The sequence below is a fragment of the Sorangium sp. So ce1036 genome (assembly GCF_051369805.1).
Classification (GTDB): domain Bacteria; phylum Myxococcota_A; class Polyangia; order Polyangiales; family Polyangiaceae; genus Sorangium; species Sorangium cellulosum_F.
The window spans coordinates 5,892,552-5,917,452 of record NZ_JBBMOX010000001.1 but is presented as its reverse complement, the minus strand read 5'-3'; the positions used below and the strand labels follow the sequence as shown (position 1 = coordinate 5,917,452).

Genomic DNA, 24,901 nt, shown 5'->3' with positions numbered 1-24,901 from the left:
TGACCTGCCGGTGTGCCCTGCCGGTGTGACCTGCAGGAGGGGGCTCCGGGCCAGAGCGCGGGGCCAGGATCGCCGCAGCCTCGTCCTATCCCACGGGACCAGCACCGCCCGGCGCAGCGTGCGCGCGGGCGAGCTGGGCATCGGAGGCGCTCTCGCCGGAGCTCCGCGAGGATCCCGGGGAGCTCGCGGACGGCGAGGTGAGCAATCGCCGCCGTCGCATCCATCTGCTCACCGAGGGGATTCACCGAGGGGGAACCTGCAGCGCTCGCTCCCTCCCCTCGAGCGCGAGCGACCGAGCTTGGGGCGGCCGACAACGATTCTCACACCATCGGTTCCAGTCGCCCGTAAGTGCTTGTCGTTCGATGAGGCGTTACGGGCACAGCTCGACGATCGTAGCCCGTTTTGCCGATTCTCAAATTCGCATCTTCGCGTCGATGGATGGTGGCCCATGCTGCGATGATCGATCAACGTCGCTCACCGATGCACAACCGCTCTGACCAGTTCGCGAAGAGCTTGCTGCGCGACGGGCTGAGCCTGGTCTCGGCGGCGGAGACCGAGGTCGAGGTCCTGGCGGCGACCCAGAAGATCGATGTCTACAGCGTGCCTGATCCCGCACGGGAGGCCGAGCGCGCCAGGATGGGCCTGCTCGGCGATCTCTCGACGGAGCCGAGCCTGTTCGAGCCGTTCCATGGCACGCCGAGCCTTCGTCGGGTCCGGCGGTGCCTGCGCAAGCAGCTCACGTGGCACCACGAGCTGGAACGCCGCGCCCGCGCCGCGGCCGGGGCCATCGCGCCGGACGAGGACGCCGACGCGCCGCCGCAGCCGGCGGTGGACTTCCCTGCGCTGGTGGTGATCAGCCCGGGGCGTCCCGAGATGGTGCTCGACGCCTACCGCTGCGAGCCGGCGCAGGCAGGCGTCTACCACGCCGTGCCCGGCCTGGTGATGCGGGTGGTGGTGCTCGCGGAGCTGCCCCGGACGCGTGGGACGCTGCTGCTGCGGCTGCTTGGCACAGGCCGCCTGCTGCGCGAGGCGCTGGCCGATCTGGCGCTGCTGCCGGAGGACGCCTGGGAGAAGAGCATCGCCAAGCCGCTGCTGGTACACTTCCGGCTCGGGAGCCAGGAGCCGAACGACGAGGAGGACGAGGTGAGCGCAGAGATCCGGGCGTGGTTCGAGGAGTACGAGCAGAAGCTTCGGGCCGAGGCGCGGAGGGAAGGCCTCAAGGAAGGCCACCAGGAAGGCCGCAGGGAAGGCCTCAACGAGGGGCGCGCCGTGGAGGCGGCGCGTGCCGTGCTGACCGCGCTCCGGGTCCGCCGCATCGCCGTGCCGGACGCCGCGCGGGAGCGCATCCTGGCCGAGAAGGATCCGGAGAGGCTGGAGCGGTGGCATGAGCGGGCCATCACCGCCGCGTCGCTCGCCGAGGTGCTCGACGAGCCGAGCTGAGCGAGGCCGGCCGAGGACGGGCTGCCCAGCTCGTCCCCGGCCCTTCGCGCCGGCGTCGGACTGCAGGTACGCCTTCAGCGTGTCGCAGATCCTCGCAGCTCCTCGCTCGTATGCCCCGCGAAGCTAGAGCCCGAACGGAACTTCGTCGGCCACCACTTCTGGGCAAGGCGCCGCAGTCTCGTCGTATCCCCACGAGGCCAGCACCGCCCGGCGCAGCGTGCGCGCGCGGGCGAGCTGGGCATCGAGGCGCTCTCGCCGGCGCTCCGCGATGGTCCCGGAGAGCTCGCGGACGGCGAGGTGAGCAATCACCGCCGTCGCATCCATCAGCTCACCGAGGGGGACTGCGCAGCGCTCGCTCCCTCCCGTCGAGCGACCGAGCTTGGGGCGGCCGACAACGATTCTCACACCATCGGTTCCAGTTGCCCGTAAGTGCTTGTCGTTCGATGAGGCATTACGGGCACAGCTCGACGATCGTGGTCCGTTTTGTCGATTCATGATTTGCCTTTTCGCATCGATGAATGGTGGCCCATGCTGCGATGGTGGACTAACGTCTCGCGTCGATGCACAACCGCTCTGACCAGTTCGCGAAGAGCTTGCTGCGCGACGGGCTGAGCCTCGTCTCGGCTGCGGAGACCGAGGTCGAGGTCCTGGCGGCGACCCAGAAGATCGATGTCTACAGCGTGCCTGATCCCGCACGGGAGGCCGAGCGCGCCAGGATGGGCCTGCTCGGCGATCTCTCGACGGAGCCGAGCCTGTTCGAGCCGTTCCATGGCACGCCGAGCCTTCGTCGGGTCCGGCGGTGCCTGCGCAAGCAGCTCACGTGGCACCACGAGCTGGAACGCCGCGCCCGCGCCGCGGCCGGGGCCATCGCGCCGGACGAGGACGCCGACGCGCCGCCGCAGCCGGCGGTGGACTTCCCTGCGCTGGTGGTGATCAGCCCGGGGCGTCCCGAGATGGTGCTCGACGCCTACCGCTGCGAGCCGGCGCAGGCAGGCGTCTACCACGCCGTGCCCGGCCTGGTGATGCGGGTGGTGGTGCTCGCGGAGCTGCCCCGGACGCGTGGGACGCTGCTGCTGCGGCTGCTTGGCACAGGCCGCCTGCTGCGCGAGGCGCTGGCCGATCTGGCGCTGCTGCCGGAGGACGCCTGGGAGAAGAGCATCGCCAAGCCGCTGCTGGTACACTTCCGGCTCGGGAGCCAGGAGCCGAACGACGAGGAGGACGAGGTGAGCGCAGAGATCCGGGCGTGGTTCGAGGAGTACGAGCAGAAGCTTCGGGCCGAGGCGCGGAGGGAAGGCCGCAGGGAAGGCCTCAACGAGGGGCGCGCCGAGGAGGCGGCGCGTGCCGTGCTGACCGCGCTCCGGGTCCGCGGCATCGCCGTGCCGGACGCCGCGCGGGAGCGCATCCTGGCCGAGAAGGATCCGGAGAGGCTGGAGCGGTGGCTTGAGCGGGCCATCACGGCCGCGTCGCTCGCCGAGGTGCTCGACGAGCCGAGCTGAGCGAGGCCGGCCGAGGACGGGCTGCCGAGCTCGTCACCGGCCCTTCGCGCCGACCTCGGACTGCAGGCACGCCTCCAGCGTGTCGCAGATCCTCGACAGCTCCTCGCTCGTGTGCGCCGCGAAGCCGAATCGAAACGCGGGCACGGACCCCGCCGCCACGTGCGCGGACCCCGGCGTGAGGGCCAGGCCCCGCGCGTGCGCGCGCCCCACGAGCTCCTCCGAGCTCAGCCCACGCAACCTCATCCACAGCGCCAGCCCCCCGTCGGGCGGGTCGCACGCGATCGCGGCCCGCAGGCGCGGCCTCGACGCGAGCTGCTCCAGCAGGTGATCTCGGCGCTGCCGGTAGAGCTGCCGGGCGCGCCGCGCGTGGCGCTGGACCTCGCCGTCCTCGATGAGCTCGGCCACGGCGCGCTCGAGGACGACATCGCCCTGACGGTCCAGCAGCTCCCGGGCCGCCCTCAGGCGCGCGACCACGGACCTGCCCGCGATGATGTACCCGAGTCGCACGGCCGGGGCGATGAGCTTCGAGAGCGAGGCGATGTAGATGCAGCGCGACGAGAGGTCCTTGGTCGCGGAGAGGGGCAAGAGCGGCGCGCCCTCGAAATGGTACTCGTAATCGTAATCGTCCTCGACGATGTAGAGCCCGAACGTCTCGCAGATCCGCCGCAGATGCATTCGACGCTCCGCGGACAGGGCGACGGTGGTGGGGTACTGATGGTGCGGCGTCACGTAGACCGCCTTGAGGCGCCCCTTGAGCCGCCTGGCGTGCGCCTCCAGCTCCGCCGTCCGGAGGCCGTCCGCGTCGACCGGCACATGGACGACGTCGGCCCGGGCGAGCTGGAACGCGCGCCAGGCCGGCGCGTAACCCGGGTGCTCGACGGCGACGACCTCCCCGGGCTCCAGCAGCGCCAGCGCGAACAGGCTCAGCGCGCCCTGGCTGCCACGGGTCAGCACGACCTCCTCCGGGGAGCACGACAGCCCGCGAGCGTGGTTGACGAACCCCGCGAGCACCTCCCTGAGCACGGGATCGCCCGCGGCGTCCCCGTAGCCGAGGCCCGTCCGGGCCAGCGCCCGGAGCGCCCGCCGCTGGGCGCGCGCGAGCGCGTCCACGGGCGCGATCCGAGCGTCCGGGATCCCGTCGTTCACCGCGATCCCGCCCGCGCGTCGCCGGGCGCGCGCCGCGTCGACCGAGCGGTGCCCCTCGGCGTCCGCGACCGCGAGCGTCGGGAGGTTGAGCGCGACCCGGGTGCCGCGGGCGGGCAGCGCCTCCAGCCACCCCTGCGCCACCAGCTCGCCGACGGCCGCCACCACGACCTTCCGGTTGACCTGGAGCTGCGCGGCGAGCGTCCGGCTCCCCGGAAGCGTCGCGCCCGGCAGGAGCCGCCCGCGCTGGATCTCCTGGACGATCGCCCGGCTCAACTGGGTCTGCCGCGGCACGGACGCGCCGTCGTCGAGCGCCAGGTCGAAGCGCCAGGGGCGACCGGCTGGACCCGTCGAGATGTTCGTTCTGGAGCCTGTCACGGGTCCAGCTTCGCGCTATCGCTCTTCCTGCGCAAGGCGCTCTTCGCGCCGACAAGGAGCAGTGATGAGCGAACGATTCCATTCAGCAGACTTCGACAAGACGCCGCCGCGGCCTCGCGTGGTGATGCCGGAGAAGCTCGCGCACCCCGCGGTCGAGTCCGCGGGGCACCACGGCGACTACTCGAAGGCGAGGAAGCACCCGGTCTTCTTCGTGGACCTCCCGTCCCACGCGATCAGCGTGACCATCGGCTGGCTCGATCCGGGGCAATCGTCGAATCGGCACCGGCACACGTATGAGACCATCCTCTATGTCCTGGAAGGGGAGGGGTACTCGTATGTCGGCGGGAAGCGCGTCGACTGGAAGCAGGGGGACGCGATCTACGTCCCGGTGTGGGCCTGGCACAACCACGTCAACACCGGAGAGGGGCGGGCGCGCTACCTCGCGTGCGAGAACGCGCCGATGCTGCAGAACATGGGCGGGGTCGCGCTGCGCGAGGAGGTGCCCGACCGGGGGGACCAGCTCTTCGACAGGGACCACGAGGCGGAAGGGGGCGCGCGATGACCTCCTCTCTCCGTGGGATCATCTCTTACCCCATCACGCCGTTCACGGAGGCCGGGCGCGTCGATGAGCCGCTCCTCGGGCGCGTCGTCGACGACATGATCGCCGCGGGGGTCCACGCGATCGCGCCGCTGGGCAGCACCGGGGTGCTGCCGTACCTGTCGGACGAGGAGCGGGAGGCCGTCACCGACCTCGTCGTCAAGCGCGTGGCGGGCCGGGTTCCGACCCTGGTCGGCGTCTCCAGCCTCACCACGGAGCGGACCGTGCACCACGCGAAGTTCGCGGAGCGGGCCGGCGCCACCGCGGTGATGATCCTCCCGATGAGCTACTGGAAGCTCTCGGACAGGGAGATCGTGACGCACTTCGAGACCGTCGCGAAGGCCATCTCCCTCCCCATCGCCGTGTACAACAACCCGGCGACGGGCGGCCTCGACCTGAGCCCCGACACGATCGCCCGGCTCTTGCGCATCCCGAACGTCACGATGGTGAAAGAGAGCACCGGGGACGTGAACCGGATGCACCGGCTCGTGCAGCTCTGCGGCGAGCAGGTCGCCTTCTACAACGGGAGCAACCCGCTCGCGCTCGCCGCCTTCGTGGCCGGGGCGCGCGGCTGGTGCACGGCGGCCCCGCACATCATCCCTCGCCACACCATCGAGCTCTACGACGCGGTGACGCGCGGCGACCTCGACGCCGCGCGGCGGTCCTTCTATCGCCAGCTCCCGTTCCTTCGGTTCATCGTCGCGCACGGCCTGCCGCGCGCCATCTCGGCGGCCCTCGAGCTCCTCGGCACGCGCGTCGGGCCGCTCCGGGCCCCGCTGCAGCCCCTCGAGAAGGATCGGGTGGAGGAGCTGCGGCGGATCCTGATCGATCTCGCCGCGCTCCCCTCCGCGTGAGGCCGAGGGCGAGCAGCCCGGAGCAAGCGCCGCGGCGTCCGGCCCCCGGCCGCCGCCCGACTGATGCGCTGCCCGCCATGCTCGAACCGCGACCGGATCGGGCATGAGGGTGCGGGTGAGCGGCGCGTGAGCACGTCCCATGGACGCTGGCGGCTGGCGGCGGGGCAGGGTGCCACCGGTGGACCAGCGCTCGAGCAGGCCCGACCGCTGAAGCGCGATGATCAGCCCGCCGGTGTCATGGATAGAATGGGTGTTTCCGGATCAATGGTAGATAGACTTCGGGAATGGACCCGAGCTTGCACCGTGCGCCATGGATTGTCCTGGGTACCCAGGGGCGACCGTCGCTCCGCGCGCATGTGGCGGTTTTCCTCGCCCGATACGCCGTGTGGTGTTTCGTCTCGCCTGCCAGAGATCGTTGCTCGCACGCGCTGCGAGCGCGCCAATCGCGGGGCGATTTCATGGCTGGGCGATCTGTCCTAGCCCCAGGGGGCCAGCACCACCTTGCGGAGCATGAGCGCACGGGCGAGCTGGTCATCGAGGCGCTCTCGCCGCAGCTCCGCGATGATCCCGGAGAGCTCACGGACGGCGAGGTCCGCGTGCTCCTCCTGGAGCGCCCCCAGGAAGTCGCCGACGCCGCGGAGCAGGCCGTAGTCCTCCCACACGGCGAGATCGAGGAGGTCGCGCAGGATCCCGTCAAGCCCGGCATGGTCGCGGGTGAGCGCGAGGTACGCTCGCTCGCTCGCCGCGAACACCTCGCTCATGTCGGCGAGGGAGTCGTCGACCCGATTCATCATCTCGATGATCACGGTCATTGCTGCCCGATGCAGCGCCAGGCGCTCCAGATCCGAGGCCGCCATCGCTCCGAGGAGGTCGACCTGCCCCTCGAGGAGGCGCGCGACCAGATCCGTGGCGCGGTAGTCGTAGTACGCGTGGTCTCCGACGACGCGGCGGAGCTCGGGCTCGAAGCGCGCAGGCGACACCGGGAAGCGCGCCCAGTTCCCCCGGAGCGCGTGCGCCCAGAGCCGCCGGCGAGGCGTGTTGTGCATCGCGTCCGTGCGGCGGTTCGGACCGTCATGCCAGACCCGCTTCCAGGCCTTCTTCAGCAGCCACCCGCTCGCTCGCTCCTCCGCATCGAGGACCTCTTCCGGGGTCCGCGCGAGGCGTGTGAGCCGCGCACGAAGGTCCACCACCTGCGCGAGCATCGCCTCGGCGGCCTCGCGGCTCACGCGCCGGCTCGCCGCGCGCGTACGGAGCTCGCGCGCGATCGCATCGAGGCCGCGCGGCTCCGCCAGCGCCAGCCGCAGGAGCCACCGGTCCCAGTGGGAGAAGGCGACGCCGTCGATCTCGCGCCACGTCTCCGGGCCGTAGCGCACGCCATCGTCGAGCGGACGCTCCGCTGGCTGCGGCAGGCGCCTCGCTCCGCCATCGTCTCTTTTCACCATCGCTTCAGCTCGTCCTCCCGCTCGTTCACGCGTCCGCGTCCCGTGTGTCGATCAGCCGGTACTCCCGCTCGACGATCGCAGCCGCGCTCGGTCCGCAAAAGTGGCAATACATGATCCATGTTCGGAATGGAGGAACATGCGGAGGATGGCGCGAGCTCGTCTACAGGTCTCCCCGTCGGGTGATGGGGAACGGCATCATCGCCTCGGTGCGTGATCCCGCTTCCAGCGATCGAAGGAGCCCCGGCGCCGCGACTGCCGCTTCCGCATCGCCTCGAACCTCTCCGCGAACGCTGCGCTCGTGCCGTCGCGGCCGGCGAGGTCACGACGGTCGATCGCCAGCATCGAACGCCGGCCTGGCGAGCGTGCTGGTGAGCGCCACCCGGCGAGGAGCGTCGCCGGCACACAGGTCGAGCCGAGCGCTCTCCGGACGAGCTGAGCTGGAAGATCGGCCGTCCAGGTCAGGACCTCCGTCCAGAGGGACTCGGCGAGGGCGCGCACGGTCGGCCGACGCGCCGCGCCAGGAAGGCCGCGGCCGCCTCGCGAGGACCACGCCCAAGGTCACGACCGGCTACGGCGCGTCGCCGAAATCCTTAGCCATTTCCTTGTGGTGGGTCGACAGGGACTCGAACCCTGGACCTACGGATTAAAAGTCCGCAGCTCTACCGACTGAGCTATCGACCCGTTTCAGCGGCCGGCGAAGCTAGCAGAAGATCCTGGCAGGTTCCACCTTTCCTTGCCCGCTGTCCGCTACCCGGCGCTCCGCCTCCCTGGCCGCTCGCCGCCGCGGGATCCCCGGGGATGCGCGGGCGTCCTCACCCCGACCTGCCCGATCCGCCGCGGCCGGCGGAGCGCTCGATGGCGTCACCCGCCGCGGCCGGCCGAGCGCTCGCCGGCGTCACCCGACGCGCCCCACGGCGCGCTTGACACAGGCGAACGTTCCAGTTTCTGGTGCGCTCCGCCGCGCGGCGCACGGATCCGGCACCCGGCCCGCGCCATCCCATCCCAGGAGGTCCCATGATCCTACGCATCTGGCACGGCTGGACGCTCCCCGAGAACGCAGACACCTACGAGGCCCTGCTGAAGACGGAGATCTTCCCGGCGATCCTGGCGAAGCAGGTGCGAGGCTTCCGCCGCATCGAGCTGCTCCGGCGCCCGGTCGGGGACGAGGTCGAGTTCGTCACCCTCATGTCGTTCGACTCGATCGAGGCCGTGAGGGCGTTCGCCGGCGAGGACCACGAGGCCGCGTACGTGCCCGCGAAGGCGCGCCAGGTGCTCGCGCGCTTCGATGCCCGATCGCAGCACTACGAGCTCCGTGAGACGCGCGCGGCCGACGACGAGAGAGCCAGCTTAGCCAGCGCCGGCGACGCGTGACCTTGCCTGGCAGGCGCCCTCGTGCGAGGGCGCTCGCCGCGCTCCCGCGCCGACGGCCGCCCGGTGATCGTGAAGGTCCTCGACCCGAGGCGCTCTCGGCGCTCGTCCTCAAGCCCCTGGCCAAGATGGCCGACGATCGCTACCAGACCGCTGGCACTCCTGCGGGAAGTCGCCCCGGATCGGCAGGAGAACCGCCATGGCGCCAACGGCGCCAGGAAGAGAGGGGAAGGGTTGTCCCTCCATTTTCCCCTTCTGCCTCCCTGGTTTCTTGGCGCCCTTGGCGTCATGGCGGTTCGCCTCTCGGCCCGACTTCCCGCAGCAGCGTTAGCCTGAATCATGACGATGCGGCGGCACAAGCACCTCAGGTTGGACCAGTCCACGATCGACCGGGCCAAGGAGCTCCTCGGCGCGAAGACGGAGGGCCCTGCGCGGGATGCCGTTCGGATGTGCGCTCGTCTGCCGTAGACTCGCCAATCATGAAGCCGAGCCGGCGCGGTCTCTACGAGGTCCTGATCACGGAGGCGATGGCGCCGGCCCTGCGCGATCTCGACACCAGCCTGGAGGCCCGCACCGGCGCGCTCCGGGCCGCCGAGGCCGCGGATCGCATCGCGCTCCACGTGCGTCGCATCGTGGAGCGCGCCATCGCCGGCGTGCCCGACCGCGAGCGTGTGCGCGTCGGCGTGGGGCTCGCGCGGCGGCTCGTCGAGCAGATCGGCCAGGTGATCGCCGGCGCAGAGGTCCAGCCCGAGGCGCCCGTCGAGCCGGCGGCGGTGCTGCAGGCCATCGTCGGGCGCCAGCCGGACGGCGAGCCGGAGACGATCCCCGGGCCGCTCATCCCGCTCCTCGACACGACCCTGCTCACCAACGCGCCTGGCGAGCCCAGGGTGGGCCACCAGCTCCTCACGGAGGTCCGCTCGGCGGACCGCATCGATGTCGTCATGGCGTTCGTCCGCCGGAGCGGCGTCGCCCCGCTGCTCGACGCGCTCCGTGTGCACTGTCAGGCAGGCCGCGAGCTGCGCGTGCTGACGACCACGTACACGGGCTCGACCGAGGCGCAGGCGCTCGACGCGCTCCGCAAGATCGGCGCAAGCGTGTGCGTCTCGTATGACACGGGCACGACGCGGCTGCACGCGAAGGCGTGGCTCTTTCATCGCGCGTCGGGCTCCTCGACAGCCTATATCGGCTCTTCCAACCTGACGCACACCGCGCAGACGAGCGGGCTAGAGTGGAATGTCCGCGTGTCCGGCGCCCGCAACCCGGATGTCGTCGCCAAGGTCGCCGCCGTGTTCGAGAGCTACTGGAACAGCGGCGACTTCGTGCCGTACGACCGCGAGGAGTTCCTCGAGCGCGTCGAGCGGACACCCGGCGAGGCGCCGTCGGTGATGCTCAGTCCGGTCGAGCTCCGCCCCGAGCCGTTCCAGGAGCGCCTGCTCGAGCAGATCGCGCTCTCCCGCGAGCGCGGGGTTCACCGCAACCTGCTCGTGTCGGCGACCGGCACCGGGAAGACCGTGATGGCCGCCATCGACTACGCCCGGCTCCGGGAGGCGCTGCCCCGCGCGCGCCTGCTCTTCGTCGCGCATCGCGAGGAGATCCTGGAGCAGAGCCTCGCGACGTTCCGTCACGGGCTGCGGGATCACGCCTTCGGTGAGCTGTGGGTCGGCGGCCGTCGCCCGCGGCGCTTCGACCATGTCTTTGCGTCGATCCAGAGCCTCTCCGCTGCAAGGCTCGATGACCTCGATCCGCGCCATTTCGACGTGGTGATCATCGACGAGTTCCACCACGCCGCCGCGCCGTCGTATCGCGCCTTGCTGGAGCGCGTGCGGCCCGTCGAGCTCCTCGGCCTCACGGCCACGCCCGAGAGGAGCGATGGGCTCCCGCTGCTCGGCTGGTTCGACCATCGGATCGCCGCGGAGCTCCGGCTCTGGGACGCCATCGATCAGCACCGGCTCGTGCCCTTCGTCTACTACGGTATCCACGACGGGCTGGATCTGCGCGATGTGCCCTGGCGCCGCGGGCGCGGCTACGACGTCGAGGGCCTCTCCAGGCTGCTCACCGCCAACGATGTCTGGGCCCGGCAGGTGGTGGCCCAGCTCGCCGCGCGCGTCGACGATCCACGGACGATGCGGGCGCTCGGGTTCTGCGTCAGCGTCGAGCACGCGCGGTTCATGGCGCGCGTCTTCCGCGAGGCGGGCGTCGCGGCGACGGCCGTGTGGGGAGACAGCCCCGAGGCCGAGCGGCGCGCCGCCCTCGAGGATCTCCGCGCGCGGCGGGTCAACGCCGTCTTCTCCGTGGACCTGTTCAACGAGGGAATCGACGTCCCCGCGGTCGACACGTTGATCCTCCTGCGTCCGACCGACAGCCCCACGCTGTTCTTGCAGCAGCTCGGGCGCGGCCTGCGGCGCAGCGCCGGAAAGACCGTCTGCACGGTGCTCGACTTCGTCGGGCACCATCGCCGCGAGTTCCGCTTCGATCGGCGCCTCGGCGCGCTGCTCGGCGGGAGCCGAAAGGAGCTCGTTCAGCAGATCGAGGGCGGGTTCCCGTTTCTGCCCGCGGGCTGCCACATGGAGCTCGATCAGAAGGCGTCGGAGATCGTGCTCGAGAACATCCGGCAGGCCGTGCCGTCGGGGTGGACGGCCAAGGTCGAGGCGCTGCGGGGGCTCGCCCGGGGCGGCGACGTGAGCCTCGCGCGGCTCCTCGAGGAGACGGGGATGGATCTCGAGGACGTCTATGCCGGCCAGCGATCGTGGTCCGATCTCCGTGGCGACGCGGGGCTCTCGTTGCTCCCCGCGGGGCCGCACGAGGAGGCGTTGCGGCGGGCGTGCGGGCGCTTGCTGCACGTGGATGATCTCGTGCGGATCGAGGCGTACCGGCGGCTGCTCGCGTCGGCGGCGCGTCGGGATCCAGGGGAGATGAGCCTCCGCGAGCGGCGCCTCCTGCGCATGCTGGTGGCCACGGTGGCCGATCGCGCCCTCGACAAGGCGACGACCCTGGCGCAGGCATGGGCGCTCGTCTGGGCGCACCCGCAGGTGCGCGCGGAGCTCGTCGAGGTGCTGGACCTGCTCGCTGCCCGCGTCGACCACGTGCACCGGGGGCTCATGACCCATCCGGACGTGCCGCTGGAGGTGCACGCGCGCTACTCGCGCATCGAGATCCTGGCGGCGTTCGGGGTCGGGGGCGGCGCGAAGGTGGCGCCGTGGCAGACAGGCGTGTACTGGGCGAAGGACGCCCGCGCCGACCTGCTCGCGTTCACGCTCGACAAGACGAGCGGGCAGTTCTCGCCGACGACGCGCTATCGCGATCATGCCATCAGCCGGGAGCTGATCCACTGGGAGAGCCAGTCGACCACCCGCGCTGACAGCGAGACGGGGCGCCGCTACCAGCAGCACGAGGCGCTCGGCTCGGCGGTGATGCTGTTCGCGCGGCTGCGCAGCGACGAGCGGGCGTTCTGGTTCCTGGGGCCGGCGAGCTATGTGCGGCACGCGTCCGAGCTGCCGATGGCGATCACGTGGCGGTTGCGCCATGCGCTGCCGGGGGACCTGTTCGCGTCGTTCGCGGCGGCGGTGGCGTGAAGGGGAGTGTGGGGCGACCGGGATCCCGAGCGAGCAATCGTCTCGCGTCAGCCCATCGGTGCTGGCGCCGTCTTGGGCAGCAGCGACCCGAGCGCAATACGGAGGCGGCGGCGCAGCGCTGAGCCCGCTCGGTCTCGTCCTGACCGCGCTGCGCCGCCGCCGCGCGAGCGCCGGCGGTTCCCTCTACGCACCCTGAGCCCGGTGGGCGTCAAGATTGCCGGCCGCGCCCTCACCGCACCTGGTCTTGCGTCCCCCCGTGCGCGACGAGCAACGCGACCGGCACCCGGCTCCGGACGACCACCGACTCGACCGTGCTCCCGAGGTAGAGCCGGCCGAGCGGCCCGTGATCGTAGCACCCGAGCACGAGCAGATCGTACGGAGCGCGCGCGAGCTCCCGCGCGATCTCGTCGCTCGGGTGCGCGCCCACCTGCACGCGCGGCGAGACGCGCACGCCGAGCCGGCGCCCCCGGAAGACCGCCTCGTCGACGACGCGGCGCGCCACCTCGCGCGCCCGGGATGGATCGCGATAGCGCCAGAGGACCGCGCCCAGCTCGGTCTGCGCGCAGCTGAACAGCACGAGCTCGGCGTCCCACGACAGCGCCACGTGGGCCGCGAGATCCGCCGCGGCGAGGGAGTACTCGAGGCCGATGATCGGGACGAGGATCCGCCGGCCCGGGGCGCGCTCCGCCGCCGGAGGGGCGCCCACGACGACGAGCACGTTGGACTCCGCCCGCTGGACGATCGCGTCCTGCAGGCGGCCGAACGACAGGCCGAGCGCGCGCGAAGGCGGCCGCGCGCCGAGCACGACGAGATCGTGATCCCGCGCGGCCTTCAGGATCGCCTGGATCGAGCCGCGCAGCTCGCGCTTCTGCCGCCAGATGCCGACGCGGGCGCGCTCGCCGAGCCGCGCGAGCCCCCGGCTCGCCTCGCCCGCGGCCCTCGCCGAGGCGGGCGCCTGCTGCGCCACGGCGAGCTCCGTGATGTCGACCGTCTCGCCGAGCTTTCGCTTGGCGGCGACCAGGCTCTCCACGATGTTCGTGGCGAACCCGGGCAGGGCGCGCGCCACGATCGGGACCAGGATCCGCTCGACCCCGGGGATGTACGCGCGCCGCGCGGCCTCCTCGCTCTCGAGGCGACGCGACTCCTCGGGCGACGGCGGCGTCTTTCCCTCGATCCAGGAGAGGAGCGCGGGGGAGAGGGTCACCGTGACGAGCGCGACGACGGCGTACATCGTGTAGCTGTCGCTGGAGAGGAGCCCGAGCTCGACGCCGACGATCGCGACGATGAGGTCCGTGCCGCCCTTCATGTTCAAGCCCAGCGCCACGAGCGCCGCCTCGCCGCTCCTGAGCCCGCCGAGCCGCGCGCCGACCGCGGCGGGGACGACCTTCGCCGCGGTCGCGACCAGCAGCAGCAACGCGACCATCCCCCACGCCGCCGGGGTGCGCAGCTGCGACACGTCGACGCGCATGCCCGCCAGGACGAAGAACACGGGCGCGAAGAGGCCCGCCACGAGCGTCAGCACGCCGTCGAGGAGGGGGCGGTTGGTGCGAGGTGCGCTGTTGAGCAGCACGCCGAGCGCGAACGCGCCGAGCAGCGGGTGCAGGCCGAGGCGCTGCGTGAGCGCCGCGGCCAGGAACGTGAGGACGAGGACGAGCGACACCTGTCCCTTCGAGACGCGCGTCGCGTCGGAGACCCAGCGCATCGCGAGGTGGGTGAGGCGCCGCCCGACGAGCGCCATGAACAGCAAGAACCCGCCCGCCAGGAGCGCGCTCCGGGCGACCGCCAGCGCGGGCGACGCGCCGTAGCTCGACGAGGTCATCGCGACGAGCACCCAGGCCGCGACCTCGCTGACCACCCCCGCCGCGAGCGTCACCTGCGCGTAGCTGCGGCGCATCGACTCGCGCTCGATCAGCACCTTGGCGATCACGCTGACCGCCGTCACCGAGAGCACGATCCCGAGGAAGAGGCCGCTCGGGAGGGGCTGATCGAGCGCCAGCACCGAGAAGGCGGCGCCCGCCACGAGCGAGGGCGCGATCGCGCCGAGCGCCGAGAGCGCCCCGGGGCGCGCCTCCTTGCGCAGGATGGCGACGTCGACCTCGATGCCCGCCATGAGCAGCAGGAGGAGCGCGCCGATCCAGGAGAGGCCCGAGAGCACGAGGCTGACCGCCGGATCCTGAAAGAGGACTCGATAGAACCCGGGCGCGAGCGCGCCGACGACGGACGGGCCCAGCACGACGCCGCCGAAGAGCTCGCCGAGCACCTCGGGCTGGCGCAGCCGCCGCGCGAGCTCGCCGAACGCGCGCGCGGTCACGAGGATGAGCGCGAGGGCGACGAGCGAGAGCAGGATCTGCCGCTCGGTGAGGCCGTGCATCAGGGTGGGGGGCTCCTCGGTGCGGGGTGCAGGCCGGTCCTGGCAAACGGCGTGCTGAGCGCGAGCGAGCTGCACCATGGACGTCCCCAAGGAGCGCTTCATCACCTTCACCGAGGGCCCGCCGCCCGTGGGCGAGGAGACCCTGGAGACCCTCTACGGCTGGGCCAGCTGGACCACCGCGAGCGCGCCCGCGTCCTGCTCGCCCTCGACGAGCAGCTCGAGAACGTCGGCGTCCCGGTGGCGGATCGCTACGGCGTCCTGCACGGCGTGTGGTTCCTCCTGCCGTACGTCGCCTGGGAGTCGCAGGACGCCGCGCGCGATTTCCGCGCCGACGTGATCAGCCGCACCTACAACGAGACGAAGATCACGTCGTCCAGGGAGCTCCATCGGGCGCTGGATGTCGGCGCTTCGTTGAGCGCTGTCGGGCTCTGGGGCAAGGCGAGCGCCGAGCTCAGCTATTTCAAGGACGTGGAGCTCAAGGACGACGCCTTCTACTGGCTGGTTGACGCCAACTACATCGTATCGGACGAACGGATCGAGACCAACGCGCCAGACTTCAAGCTGACAGCCGACGCCAAGGAGCTGCTCCAGCGGCATGGCGCGAGGGCGTTCTACGAGGCATGCGGCACGCACTTCTACTCGGGACAGCGCCTGGGTGCGTGATACACCCTGCTCTACGAGTTTGAGTCGAGGCAAGATAAAGTCGTCGAACGACTCAGGACGAGGGCGAGCTATGATGGCTTTGGTGTCAAAGCCAAGGCATGGTCGATGTGAAGCGGCGTATTCGGCACGGGCCGCAGGTGCAGCTCTTGAGTCCACTCATACAACTTGTCGACCACGGGGATCGACAGCTCGTGCCGGCGCGCCAGGCGTGCCTCCGGGGAGAGCGCCTCGGCTTTGCAGGCCGCTTCGATGCGGTAGGTGGCCTTGAGGTACGCGAGCGCCACGGCGGCCCGTGCGTCGCCGCCCTTCGCCGCCTTCTCGAACTTCGCGCGGATGTGCATTCCACAGCCGAGCCGGCGCTCCTCGGGCACGATCGCCTCACCCTCGTCGTCTCCGCGCAACATCGCGCCGTCCCCGGCGTAGCCATCACCCTGCAGGTAGCCGGTGAAGCCCTGCAGCAGCGCCGCCGGATGCTTCGCCCTCCAGCCCGGTGCGTACACGAACGACACCAGCTCGGCCCCGACGAAGCCCCAGATGTGCCCTCTCTTGACCCCCGCTGGATGATCCTGATCCAGCACGCGCATCCCCGTGTCGTCGGCGCGCAGGTAATACGAGCCCAGCACGCGCTCCTTGGAAACGGCCACGGGCGAGTTTTTGGCAAAAATGGCGTATCCGGTACGATCCCAGAACAAGATCCGGATCTGGTCGCCTCGCCGATCCCTGAACACGAACAGATATCCGCAGAGCGGATCGGCTCCGAAGCGCTGAGCGACCAGGGACGACAGGCCATCGAAGCTCTTTCTCAGGTCCGCCGGCTCGGCCGCGACGTAGACGCGCACCGACGGCGGCAGCGTCAGCACGGCGTCTCCTCGGCGACGAGCGCCAGCACTCGCTCGAGCGTGGCAGGGTCGAAGCCCGGCCGAACGCGGACCACCCGCCCGTTGGGCAGCGCGATCTCGATCGGCTCCGTCACGACCGGCGACACGTCCGCCACCACGTGCACCGGCAGGAACCGCGGCGCCCCCATCGATGACGACGGCGACGGCGAGGGCTGCGAGGCTCCGTCAGCCCGCAGCTTCCAGCGCCACCAGTAGAGCTGCTTGGGCTTGTACCCCTCGCGCCGCCCGAGCTGCTCGGCGCTCAGCCCGCTCCGCTCCCATCGCTCGACCCGCTCGGCCCACTCCGCTCCCATCGCTCGACCCGCTCGGCCCACTCCGCTCTCGTCGCCATCGTTTCCTCCTTCGCGATGGGAACAGATAGCCGGCGCCGCACGGACGATCACGATGGCGTTGGCTGGGCGGTTACGAGCGGGCGGCCACGCGCTGGTGCGGGTGAGCGATGCGGGCGCGGTGGAGCCGCTCGCTGCGTGGCAGGGCGGGCCGCCCCCAGGGCCGCTCGCTTCCTGGGGGGGACGGCCTACGTGGTGATGGGCGACCGGGTGACGTGCTTGCGGGTGTGATCTCCTGCGCGCCCCCCGCTACCGGTCGCGCTCGCCAATCGGCGCCGCGCCCCCGGCCAGGAACCTCGCGGTCGCCTCGAAATCGAGCAGGTATCCGCCCACCATCTCCACCTGCCAGGCCTCGGGCAGGACGCGCTGGAACTTGCTCAGGCGGTACTCGGGCACGAGCGCCAGCAGCCGGCGGCGGGTCTCGGGGGCTTCCCAGAAGCTCGCCGATCGCATCTCCTCGAACAGGCGGCTCACCGCCTCGAAGCGCACGCCGTCGCCCTGGATCTTGACGGAGAAATTGTCGGGGACGACCTTCCAACCGCCCCTCCACTCGAGCGCGTACTTGAGCGTCTGGTTGATCCGGCCGCCGGCGAAGGTCCACCAGGTGACCGTCGTGCCGTCGAGCTGCAGCGCGTCTCCGCCGCGCCGCAGGAGCTGCCCGAGGTCGCCGCGCCACTCGGCGAGCGCGGCCTTCGCCTTCGCGTCGAGGAACGCGTACTCCTCATCGCTCGTGAGGACCTCCCTCATCGCCTGGCACAGCTCGAACCCGAGGAACTGCGGGACGAAGCCTCCCCAGCTCGGCTTCTTGCCGCGCGGAGCCCCGCGGACGCGCACGAGGCGCTCCTCGTGGTTGATCGACACGACGAGCCAGGCGCGCCCGCCGAGCAGGAACGTGCTCATCTCCTCCACGAGGCGGTCCACGAACGCCTGCTCCAGGCTGCCCAGGTCGCGCTTCGACTCGGTTTGCACCTTGTAGAGGACAGGGCTCGAGAACACCGCATAGAGCTCCAGGAAGTTCTTCTTGCCGAAGACGCGCTCGGCGGTCAGCCCCATGCCGAGCAGCCCCCCGGACTCGAACAGATAGCCCTCGCGCTTCATGTGCTCGATGAGCTCGAGGTACTCCTCCCGCCGGATGCCCCGGAAATCCGGCACCCGCGCGAGCATCTGCCAGCAGCGCTCCGCGCTGATCCCTCCGTGCTGCTGCGTCATGGCCAGCACCTGGTGCACCAGGACCGGCCAGGCGCGCGCCTCGTCCTTGACGCGCTCCACCCACCCGCGCGCCGCGAGCAGCACGAGCGCCGCGCTCTGCACCACGGACACCGCGTCCTCGCAGAGGAACGTCATGTTGGCCACCGCGCCTGGCCGCCGACCCGTGCGCCCCATGCGCTGCAGGAACGACGACACCGTGCTCGGGGCGTTGGCCTGGAACGTGAGATCGAGCCCCCCGACGTCGATGCCGAGCTCGAGCGTGGACGTGGCGACGATGCAGGCGTTCGTGCCGCGGGCGAAGCGCTCCTCGGCGGCGTGGCGCTCCTCCCTCGAGACCGACCCGTGATGGACGAACACCTCGATCGCGTCGTCGCGCATGCCGTCGGCGACCGCCTCGGTGAGCGACCGGGACTGGCAGAAGAACAGGCTCTTCTTGCCGCGCCCCTCGCGGACGGCCTCGCGCGCGAAGTCGCTCGCGTCCTCCCGGAGATAGACCTTGATGAGCCGCGGAGCCTTCGGCCTCGGGGGGTCGACGACGACGCCCGGGCGCGCCGAGCTCCCGGCCAGCCAGCGGCCGATCTGCTCCGGGTTCCCGACCGTGGCGCTCAGGCCGACGCGCTGCACGTCGTGCCGGGAGAGCGCGGCGAGCCGCTCGATGACGCTCATCAGGTGCGCGCCCCGGTCGGTCCCCGCGAAGGCGTGGATCTCGTCCACCACGACGTGGCGCAGATCCGCGAAGAGCCGGCGCACCGGCACCCGGGGCGACATGAGCATCACCTCCAGCGACTCCGGCGTCGTCATCAGGAGCTCCGCGGGCTCGCGGCAGAAGGCCTCCTTCTGGCCCTGCCGGGCGTCGCCGTGCCAGACGAACCGGCGCATGCCGACCATCTGCGTGTAGTCCCCGAGGCGGACCTCCTGGTTGTTCAGCAGCGCCTTGATCGGCGCGACGTAGAGCGCCCCCACGCCCGACGGCGGCGCCGAGAGCAGCCCCGCGAGGACCGGGAACATCGACGCCTCGGTCTTGCCCCCCGCCGTCGGCGCGAGGACCACGGCGTTCTTGCCGTCCAGGATCGCCTCGCCCGCCAGCTCCTGGACCGGGCGGAGCGACGTGAAGCCGAGGTGGTGCGCGATGGCGTGCTGGAGTCGCTCCGGGAAGCGGGAGAACACGCTCATCGCCGCCTCACATCGCGACGCCGGCGCCCCCGAAGGCGTCGTCCGGCGGCGGCTCCTCGAGCTTGCGCCCGGCCAGCACGGCCTCCTCCTCGGGGGTCAACCCCGCCGGCTCGAACCCGAGCAGGCCGTGCGCGTCCTGGTCCGGGTCGTCCGCCAGCACGTCGAGCACGTTCACGAACGTCCGCAGGAACTGGCGCGGCACCACGCCCACGTCCCCCCGGAAGCCCGCCGTGACGGCGTCGACGAGCTGCTCGACGAGCTCCCTCGGCAGGCGGCGCTCGGCCTCCTCGGGCGCGAGATCGGGGTGCAGCGAGCGGAGCTTGAGCGCCACCTTCAGCAGGCGCTCGCGGTCGAACGGCCGGAGCGCGAGCTGCGGCTGCCGCAGGCTCGGGACCCCGTTGAACTCCTCGTACTTGATCCGGGCGTGGAGCGCCTCGACGCCCTTCACGCCCTGCCGGTCGTCGAAGAACGTCGGCGTGCCCGTGAACACCCAGAGCAGCCCCGGATAGCCGCTGGCCGCGTCCACGATCTGGCGGATCGCGTTCAGCGACTTGCCGCGCACGTCGCCGCGCATGCGCAAGATCGTCTCCGCCTCGTCGATGACGATGACGAGCCCGGTGTAGCCGGCGCGCTTGATGATCTCCAGGATGCCGCGGAGGTACGCCATGGCGTCGCTGCTCGAGATGTCGCCCTTCACGCCCGCGACGCCCTTGAGGCCCGCGGCGACGTTCGAGCTGCCCGAGAGCCACGACACGAGGGCCGACGCCTCTTGCACGCGGCCCGCCTGCTTCAGCTCGAACACCTTCCTGATCGCGCGGATCATGTCGGCGGGCGCCCGGCCTCCGGTGAGGGCCACGAGCTGCTCGTCGAGCTTCGCGAGCACCCGCTCGTCGAAGCTCGGGTCGTCGTCGCTCAGGCCGAGCTGGACGAGCCCCTCCTCGATGCCGCCGATCCAGCGATCGAGCACGTCCCCCAGCGCTCCCTGGGGGCACGCCGGCGTGCTCAGGCCGCTGACGACCTTGCGGTAGAGCTCGTCGAACCTGTGAAAGTGCAGATCGTTGTCGGACACCACGACGAAGCTCGTCGCGAAGCCGCCCTTCTGCGCGTCGTGGACGACGAGGTTCGCCATGAACGTCTTGCCGCAGCCGTAACCGCCGCGGAGGAACTTCACGTCGCCCTCGCCGCCCTTCACCTCGTCGAGCTTCCGCTGGAGCTCTTTCCTGTGCCGCTCGATCCCCACAGCGAACGCCTCCAGCCCCCGGTCGGGCACGGTGCCGTTGCGCAGGCGCTGGAAGATGTGGGCCGCGTCGCGGAATGCCATGCGTCAGTCCTTTCTCGCGTAGGCCTTCATGCCATGGACCGTCAGCACCTCCACCTCGAAGGGCAGCCGCCGGACCAGCTCGTCGAAGTGCCGGGCGAAGGCGCGCACGCGCCGCGGCGAGCCGAGCACCTGCGTGAGCTCGGCCTCGTTGATCGTGCGGCGCTCCGCGATGATCTCGAGCACGCGCCGGTAAGCGTCGTCCGCGACGAGCTCGCCCCACGCCGGCGTGGCCGGCGCCGGCTGCGCCGGAGCGGGGTCGCTGGCCGGCCGGGCGCGCCCCGGCGCGGGGACCGGCGAGGCCGCTGTACCGGCCCCCGGCGCGGGGACCGGCGAGGCCGCTGTACCGGCCCCCGGCGCGGGGACCGGCGAGGCCGCTGTACCGGCCCCCGGGGGCAGCGTCCCGGCCCCCGGCGGCGGCGGCGCGCTGCCCCCGGCGCCGCGGAGCTTCGGAAGGTGCCGGCTGCGCGCGACGTCGAAGAAGCCCTCGACCACCTTCGACGTCACCTCCTCGACCGCATCCGGGTGGTACACCTCGACCCGCACCTTCTCGTCGGCCTGCCCCTCGAGCTCGAACTCCACGACCGCCTCGTCGCGGTTCGGCGGGACCAGCACGCGCCCGTCGGACAGCGTGGCCGGCGGCCCCGCGTCGAGCAGCCCGATGCTCACGTCCGGCCGCCCCGGCACGCGCAGCGCCAGGCTGATGCTCTTCGGCGCGAGGAAGCCCAGCGACGCGTTCTCGCGGCTCTGCAGCCGCACGGCCACGCGCAGGCGCTGGCGCCCGAGGTGCGCGGGCTCGGGGTGCGCGACGACCTCGTACCGGGACGTCGTCCTGCCGCGGGCGACCTGCCGGTCGAGGACCAGGACCGGGATCACGCGCTCCTGCAGGCTGTTGCCGCCGTGCGCGAACGGCGCGATCTTGCCCTTCGTCTGCCAGAGCGCCGTGTCCGGCCGCAGCACCAGGTGGAGGTCCTCCTCCACGTCGTACTCCAGCGCGGAGAGGCGGATCTCGAGCACGTCCGGCATCCCGGAGGGCTCGCGCAGGAGCGCGTGCCGCCGCTCGGGCGCCCGCTTGCTGGCGCCGAACGGGATGTTCTCCGCCGTGGCGTCCTGCAGCAGGAAGCCGTGGTCGGAGGCGATGACGAAGCGCTCGACGCCGGCCTGCGAGAGGAGCGAGATCGCGGATTTCAGCAGCGCGAGCGTGTGATCGAACGTGCCGAGGTGCAGCCCGTGCTCGCCCGCGGTGTCGAGCTCCCGGCTGCGCACCACGACGAGCCGGGGCTTTCCGCCGAGGCGGCGCCTGAGCTGCGCGAGGGTCATGTCCTGGAGCTCCTCGAGCTCGAGGTCCTCCGCGCAGAGCCCCGGGCCCGAGAGGCTCCGCTGGCTCATCGCGCGCAGGCGGTCCGCGGGGAGGCACACGCGGAACTCGCCCGCGAAGAACCCTTCGAGCCTGTCGTCCTTCGTCACCACCGGGCGGAGCCGGCCGTTGCGCTCGACCGGGGCGAGCGCGTTCATGCCGATCGCGGTCTCGGTGGGCAGCTCGGCGAGCCGCGCGCCGAGGCTCGCGCGGAACCTCTCGCGCTGGAGCTCCTGGGCGAGGCCCTGCGCCATCTCGAAGCGCAGGGCGTCGACCAGGAGGTACGCCACGCGCCCGCCCTGCTCCACGAGGGGGTGGACGACCTCCTCGTAGACGGTCCGCTGCCGCAGGCCGCGCCCGGGCAGCGGGCCGTGCGCGACGCAGAGCGCGAAGAAGGCGCGGTTGATCGCGTCGGCCCAGCCGCGGTACGCGCGGCGCACGGCCTTGCGGACCTCCAGCAGCGCGTCGTAGTCGTCGAGATCGGACGCGAGCAGCGCGTGCGCTCGCTGCTCGAACAGCCGGTGCTGGCGGTCGACCGGGGCGAGCTTCTCCGCGTAGCGCTCCACCGCCTCGTCGAGCGAGCCGCACCGGTCGAGCCCCTTGCGCGTGGCCGCGAGGGCGCGGCCCGCGCTCGCCGCCTGGCGGAGGATCTCCCAGGTGCGCTGCAAGGCGGGCGAGCGCCGGACCCAGAAGCACGCCTCGGGCGTCCGCGCGAGGGCCATCTCCCCGGCGGCGTCCCAGTCGCCGCGGCGCAGCGCGCCGAGCGCCGCGGCGCGCATCGTGGCCTCCTCGAAGCGGAACGTGTCGATGGAGCCGAGCGCGCCGGCGTGGTGGCTCGTCCGCTCGTGCTGCAGGTGCTCCTGGAGCTCGTTGGCGAAGAGCTCGTAGACGTCGGCGTGCTGCTCGCGGAGGCGCGCGGCGAGGCGGCGGCAGTCCTTCGCGAGCGGGCCGAGCTGGGTGAGGGCCGCGAGCTCGGGCGTGACGGGGGGCTCCTTCAGGTCGTGGACGAACTCCACGGCCATGAGCCAGCTCGCGACCAGGGTGGCCACCGCGGTCGCGGTGAGCTCCGCCTCGCCGATGCGGTAGCGCCGGAAGGCGGCGCCGAGCCCGAGGCCCTTCTCCAGGAACTCGAGGACCTGCTCGCCGTGCTCGGGGAGGTGGGCGCGGAGGCGCGGGTCGTCGGCGACGAGCCCGAGGACGACGTCCTCGAGCCCCCGGCTCTCGAGGAGCAGCGTGATCCCGTCCCTGGGCTGGGCGCGCAGGTCGTCGAGCCAGCGATCCGCCCTGTCCAGGCTGAGCCCCGGCGCGCGGACGAAGGCGTCGATCTCCTCGAGCGTGGCCGCCCCCGCCGCGGCCTCGCGGACGAGCGTGCCGAGGCTCTTCTCGAACACCACGCCGGCCTTGTAGAGCTCGAACACGGGCGTCTCCTTCACGGTCTCCTTGTTGACGCCGGGGAGGTGGACGAGGACGTGGTCGGCGTCGAGCCCGTTGCCGTGGGGCTCGAGCGAGAGCATCAGCTCGAGGTAGCTGCCGCGGTACGGCACGACGGGGTAGGAGAACCCGAAGGCGCCGTCACGGAGCGCGTCGACGAGGGCGGGGTACTGCCGGTCCGCGTCGATCCACACCACGAGGCCGCGCTCGCGGACCTTCTTCGTGATCTCGACGGCGAGGGCCCGGCTCGCCGCGCCGGCGTGGGGATCTGCGGGGGGCATGTCGTGGGGCGAACGTACCACGGCCGCGCGAGACGCATGAAGCTCGTCCCCTCACGCGCAGCCCCCTCCGTTCCCCCACGTCAACGTGGTCGTGGTCGTGGTCGTCAACGTGGTCGTGGTCGTGGTCGTCAACGTGGTCGTGGTCGTGGTCGTCAACGTGGTCGTGGTCGTGGTCGTCAACGTGGTCGTGGTCGTGGTCGTGGTCGTGGTCGTCAACCGCTCGGTCGTGAACGTGAACGTCCCCCAGAATTCCCCACCCTCATTCCCCCCGATTCCCCTCGACCCTCGCCATCCTCGTGAGCATCGAGACCGTCCTCTCCAGCAGCTCGCGAGGCTCCACGAGCTCCTGGGTGGTGACGAGCCCGAGGGCTTCGAATGCATCGAGGATCGCAGCGCACTCCAGCGCCGAGCCTCTCGCAATCGCGTAGAACCGGCGCGCATCTCGCGCCGGCTTTCCGCTGCCCTCCGCAATGTTCAGCGGAACGGAGAGCGCCGCTCGACGGAGCTGATCCGCGAGCTCGCCCTGCCCGCGAGGGGGGCGCGCTGCCAGCGGAGCGCTGTAAGCGAGGAAGGAGATGGCGCAGCGATAGACGTCAAGGCGCTGGAATCCGAACATGGGAGGGAGGTCGACGCGATTCGGGGCTGGGTTGCGCGGGGCGGAATGGAGGCAGCGACGAGGGGGGGACCAAGGGTTCGGGAGAACGCTTACGTTCACGATCGTGTCGTTGACGACCACGACCACGACCACGACCACGACCACGACCACGTTGACGACCACGACCACGTTGACGACCACGACCACGACCACGACCACGACCACGACCACGTTCACGATCACGTGTTGTCGTGAGGGACGGCTCGGACGTGCTCCGCGAGGCGGAGGGGAGCCTCGCGAGCGCGGAGCGCGTCGTGCCGAGGGCGATGCCGGGCGGCGTGACCCCGCAGAACGGCGTCGTCGAGCTCACGACGGCCGACAAGAGCGCCTCCCCGCACGCCCCGTCGCTGTAGACCGAGGCCATGATGGTGCACGACGCGCCCTCCGGCTCCCCGCAGCCGCACGGCGAGCAGCCGCGCGTGTCGTCGATGCCGCCGTGGAAGACGTGCTTGGCCAGGTACGGCTCGCCGCACGTCACGTCGCCCTCGTGGAAGATGCACGTCAGGAAGCCGCCGGGCGGCAGGACCCCGGGCTGGTCCGGCGACGGCATGCAGGTGCTCCGGTCCCCCGGGCACTCGGTGTAGGCGCCGGGCAGGCAGGCGAGCGCCCGGGTCCGCCAGGGATCGAGGAGCGCCGGCACCGGCGGCTCGTCAATCAACCTGAGCGAGAGCAGCGAGGTGAGCGGCGTCCCTGGCGCGACCGATCAGAGCTGCCCATACTCACGGATCCGGTCGCGCTTTTCTCCCGTGTCGGACTCCAGATCGACGACGATCCCGAGGCGCGATTCGACGTAGGCCGCCCAGAAGACCCCATGCTTCGGAGCTCTGGTCCAAGCATTCATCTCTGCTATCGACAATAGTCCATCGATGTTTCGATCGAAGATCTTTATGTCCCTGAATCGTAATTCGCACGTGAAGCCGAGCT

At 71.4% G+C, this 24,901-nt stretch carries 20 protein-coding genes, 1 tRNA gene and 2 pseudogenes; 9 read left to right on the top strand and 14 right to left on the bottom strand.

The features are described 5' to 3' along the window. Positions 1-480: 480 nt before the first annotated feature. Positions 481-1,440, top strand: coding sequence for a hypothetical protein (locus tag WMF31_RS22310; protein ID WP_436603882.1), 960 nt, complete (start codon positions 481-483; stop codon positions 1,438-1,440). A 123-nt stretch (positions 1,441-1,563) separates the two neighbouring features. Here WMF31_RS22310 and WMF31_RS22305 read toward each other — a convergent pair whose 3' ends face one another. Beyond that, positions 1,564-1,764, bottom strand: a complete 201-nt coding sequence (locus tag WMF31_RS22305) for a hypothetical protein (RefSeq protein ID WP_436603881.1) — start codon at positions 1,762-1,764, stop codon at positions 1,564-1,566. Between the two features lie 236 nt (positions 1,765-2,000). Here WMF31_RS22305 and WMF31_RS22300 point away from each other — a divergent pair, with 236 nt between their 5' ends. Further along, positions 2,001-2,936 (top strand): hypothetical protein, encoded by a 936-nt coding sequence (locus WMF31_RS22300; RefSeq protein ID WP_436603880.1) that lies wholly within the window; start codon positions 2,001-2,003, stop codon positions 2,934-2,936. Between the two features lie 33 nt (positions 2,937-2,969). Here the strand turns inward: WMF31_RS22300 and WMF31_RS22295 are convergent, their stop codons facing one another. Next, positions 2,970-4,457, bottom strand: coding sequence for a PLP-dependent aminotransferase family protein (locus WMF31_RS22295; protein WP_436603879.1), 1,488 nt, complete (start codon positions 4,455-4,457; stop codon positions 2,970-2,972). Between the two features lie 64 nt (positions 4,458-4,521). Between WMF31_RS22295 and WMF31_RS22290 the strand changes: the two genes are divergently transcribed. Both WMF31_RS22290 and WMF31_RS22285 read left to right on the top strand, forming a co-directional pair. After that, the gene (locus WMF31_RS22290; protein ID WP_436603878.1) at positions 4,522-5,019 is read left to right on the top strand and encodes a cupin domain-containing protein; all 498 of its coding nucleotides are present in this window, start codon (positions 4,522-4,524) and stop codon (positions 5,017-5,019) included. Next, positions 5,016-5,909, top strand: coding sequence for a dihydrodipicolinate synthase family protein (locus tag WMF31_RS22285; RefSeq protein WP_436603877.1), 894 nt, complete (start codon positions 5,016-5,018; stop codon positions 5,907-5,909). The genes WMF31_RS22290 and WMF31_RS22285 overlap by 4 nt, the downstream gene beginning before the upstream one ends. Before the next feature lie 476 nt (positions 5,910-6,385). Here WMF31_RS22285 and WMF31_RS22280 read toward each other — a convergent pair whose 3' ends face one another. Further along, positions 6,386-7,351 carry a hypothetical protein gene (locus tag WMF31_RS22280; RefSeq protein ID WP_436603876.1) on the bottom strand — a complete coding sequence of 322 codons (966 nt, stop codon included), beginning with the start codon at positions 7,349-7,351 and terminating at the stop codon, positions 6,386-6,388. A gap of 605 nt (positions 7,352-7,956) precedes the next feature. After that, positions 7,957-8,032: transfer RNA gene (locus WMF31_RS22275), tRNA-Lys, on the bottom strand. Between the two features lie 333 nt (positions 8,033-8,365). Between WMF31_RS22275 and WMF31_RS22270 the strand changes: the two genes are divergently transcribed. Both WMF31_RS22270 and WMF31_RS22265 read left to right on the top strand, forming a co-directional pair. After that, the gene (locus tag WMF31_RS22270) at positions 8,366-8,722 is read left to right on the top strand and encodes an antibiotic biosynthesis monooxygenase family protein (RefSeq protein ID WP_436603875.1); all 357 of its coding nucleotides are present in this window, start codon (positions 8,366-8,368) and stop codon (positions 8,720-8,722) included. Between the two features lie 476 nt (positions 8,723-9,198). Further along, positions 9,199-12,291: a DUF3427 domain-containing protein gene (locus tag WMF31_RS22265; RefSeq protein ID WP_436603874.1), complete on the top strand. Its 3,093-nt coding sequence runs from the start codon at positions 9,199-9,201 to the stop codon at positions 12,289-12,291. Between the two features lie 229 nt (positions 12,292-12,520). Here the strand turns inward: WMF31_RS22265 and WMF31_RS22260 are convergent, their stop codons facing one another. Beyond that, positions 12,521-14,662: a cation:proton antiporter domain-containing protein gene (locus tag WMF31_RS22260; protein WP_436603873.1), complete on the bottom strand. Its 2,142-nt coding sequence runs from the start codon at positions 14,660-14,662 to the stop codon at positions 12,521-12,523. Between the two features lie 267 nt (positions 14,663-14,929). Between WMF31_RS22260 and WMF31_RS22255 the strand changes: the two genes are divergently transcribed. Next, entirely contained in the window at positions 14,930-15,325 is a 396-nt protein-coding gene (locus tag WMF31_RS22255) for a hypothetical protein (RefSeq protein WP_436603872.1), read from the top strand. 104 nt (positions 15,326-15,429) lie between these two features. Here WMF31_RS22255 and WMF31_RS22250 read toward each other — a convergent pair. The 8 genes and pseudogenes from WMF31_RS22250 to WMF31_RS22215 all read right to left on the bottom strand — a co-directional run. Next, a pseudogene (locus WMF31_RS22250) lies at positions 15,430-15,954 on the bottom strand (IS66 family transposase); the annotation flags it as partial. Positions 15,955-15,990: 36 nt separating this feature from the next. Beyond that, positions 15,991-16,164, bottom strand: a pseudogene (gene tnpB, locus WMF31_RS22245) (IS66 family insertion sequence element accessory protein TnpB); the annotation flags it as partial. Between the two features lie 14 nt (positions 16,165-16,178). After that, a complete protein-coding gene (gene tnpA, locus WMF31_RS22240; RefSeq protein ID WP_436603871.1) occupies positions 16,179-16,517 on the bottom strand; it encodes an IS66 family insertion sequence element accessory protein TnpA in 339 nt (112 codons plus the stop codon). A gap of 285 nt (positions 16,518-16,802) precedes the next feature. Further along, complete coding sequence (locus WMF31_RS22235) at positions 16,803-18,935, bottom strand: DEAD/DEAH box helicase (RefSeq protein ID WP_436603870.1); 2,133 nt, start codon at positions 18,933-18,935, stop codon at positions 16,803-16,805. 7 nt (positions 18,936-18,942) lie between these two features. After that, the gene (brxD, locus tag WMF31_RS22230; protein ID WP_129347573.1) at positions 18,943-20,256 is read right to left on the bottom strand and encodes a BREX system ATP-binding protein BrxD; all 1,314 of its coding nucleotides are present in this window, start codon (positions 20,254-20,256) and stop codon (positions 18,943-18,945) included. Positions 20,257-20,259: 3 nt separating this feature from the next. Then, the gene (pglZ, locus tag WMF31_RS22225; protein ID WP_436603869.1) at positions 20,260-23,322 is read right to left on the bottom strand and encodes a BREX-6 system phosphatase PglZ; all 3,063 of its coding nucleotides are present in this window, start codon (positions 23,320-23,322) and stop codon (positions 20,260-20,262) included. A 51-nt stretch (positions 23,323-23,373) separates the two neighbouring features. After that, positions 23,374-23,538 carry a hypothetical protein gene (locus WMF31_RS22220; protein WP_436603868.1) on the bottom strand — a complete coding sequence of 55 codons (165 nt, stop codon included), beginning with the start codon at positions 23,536-23,538 and terminating at the stop codon, positions 23,374-23,376. Between the two features lie 43 nt (positions 23,539-23,581). Beyond that, positions 23,582-23,938 (bottom strand): four helix bundle protein, encoded by a 357-nt coding sequence (locus tag WMF31_RS22215; RefSeq protein ID WP_129356633.1) that lies wholly within the window; start codon positions 23,936-23,938, stop codon positions 23,582-23,584. Between the two features lie 230 nt (positions 23,939-24,168). Here WMF31_RS22215 and WMF31_RS22210 point away from each other — a divergent pair, with 230 nt between their 5' ends. Together WMF31_RS22210 and WMF31_RS22205 are read left to right on the top strand one after the other, a co-directional pair. After that, positions 24,169-24,330: a hypothetical protein gene (locus WMF31_RS22210; RefSeq protein WP_436603867.1), complete on the top strand. Its 162-nt coding sequence runs from the start codon at positions 24,169-24,171 to the stop codon at positions 24,328-24,330. A gap of 9 nt (positions 24,331-24,339) precedes the next feature. Then, a complete protein-coding gene (locus WMF31_RS22205; protein WP_436603866.1) occupies positions 24,340-24,561 on the top strand; it encodes a hypothetical protein in 222 nt (73 codons plus the stop codon). Between the two features lie 119 nt (positions 24,562-24,680). Here the strand turns inward: WMF31_RS22205 and WMF31_RS22200 are convergent, their stop codons facing one another. Next, positions 24,681-24,818, bottom strand: a complete 138-nt coding sequence (locus WMF31_RS22200; RefSeq protein WP_436603865.1) for a hypothetical protein — start codon at positions 24,816-24,818, stop codon at positions 24,681-24,683. Positions 24,819-24,901 lie beyond the last annotated feature (83 nt).

Coding starts and splice junctions, on each gene's coding strand:
- WMF31_RS22310 (WP_436603882.1), top strand. CDS start 481: ATGCACAACCGCTCTGACCAGTTCGCGAAGAGCTTGCTGCGCGACGGG.
- WMF31_RS22305 (WP_436603881.1), bottom strand. CDS start 1,764: ATGGATGCGACGGCGGTGATTGCTCACCTCGCCGTCCGCGAGCTCTCC.
- WMF31_RS22300 (WP_436603880.1), top strand. CDS start 2,001: ATGCACAACCGCTCTGACCAGTTCGCGAAGAGCTTGCTGCGCGACGGG.
- WMF31_RS22290 (WP_436603878.1), top strand. CDS start 4,522: ATGAGCGAACGATTCCATTCAGCAGACTTCGACAAGACGCCGCCGCGG.
- WMF31_RS22285 (WP_436603877.1), top strand. CDS start 5,016: ATGACCTCCTCTCTCCGTGGGATCATCTCTTACCCCATCACGCCGTTC.
- WMF31_RS22280 (WP_436603876.1), bottom strand. CDS start 7,351: ATGGTGAAAAGAGACGATGGCGGAGCGAGGCGCCTGCCGCAGCCAGCG.
- WMF31_RS22270 (WP_436603875.1), top strand. CDS start 8,366: ATGATCCTACGCATCTGGCACGGCTGGACGCTCCCCGAGAACGCAGAC.
- WMF31_RS22265 (WP_436603874.1), top strand. CDS start 9,199: ATGAAGCCGAGCCGGCGCGGTCTCTACGAGGTCCTGATCACGGAGGCG.
- WMF31_RS22260 (WP_436603873.1), bottom strand. CDS start 14,662: ATGCACGGCCTCACCGAGCGGCAGATCCTGCTCTCGCTCGTCGCCCTC.
- tnpA (WP_436603871.1), bottom strand. CDS start 16,517: ATGGGAGCGGAGTGGGCCGAGCGGGTCGAGCGATGGGAGCGGAGCGGG.
- WMF31_RS22235 (WP_436603870.1), bottom strand. CDS start 18,935: ATGAGCGTGTTCTCCCGCTTCCCGGAGCGACTCCAGCACGCCATCGCG.
- brxD (WP_129347573.1), bottom strand. CDS start 20,256: ATGGCATTCCGCGACGCGGCCCACATCTTCCAGCGCCTGCGCAACGGC.
- pglZ (WP_436603869.1), bottom strand. CDS start 23,322: ATGCCCCCCGCAGATCCCCACGCCGGCGCGGCGAGCCGGGCCCTCGCC.
- WMF31_RS22215 (WP_129356633.1), bottom strand. CDS start 23,938: ATGTTCGGATTCCAGCGCCTTGACGTCTATCGCTGCGCCATCTCCTTC.
- WMF31_RS22205 (WP_436603866.1), top strand. CDS start 24,340: ATGATGGTGCACGACGCGCCCTCCGGCTCCCCGCAGCCGCACGGCGAG.
- WMF31_RS22200 (WP_436603865.1), bottom strand. CDS start 24,818: ATGAATGCTTGGACCAGAGCTCCGAAGCATGGGGTCTTCTGGGCGGCC.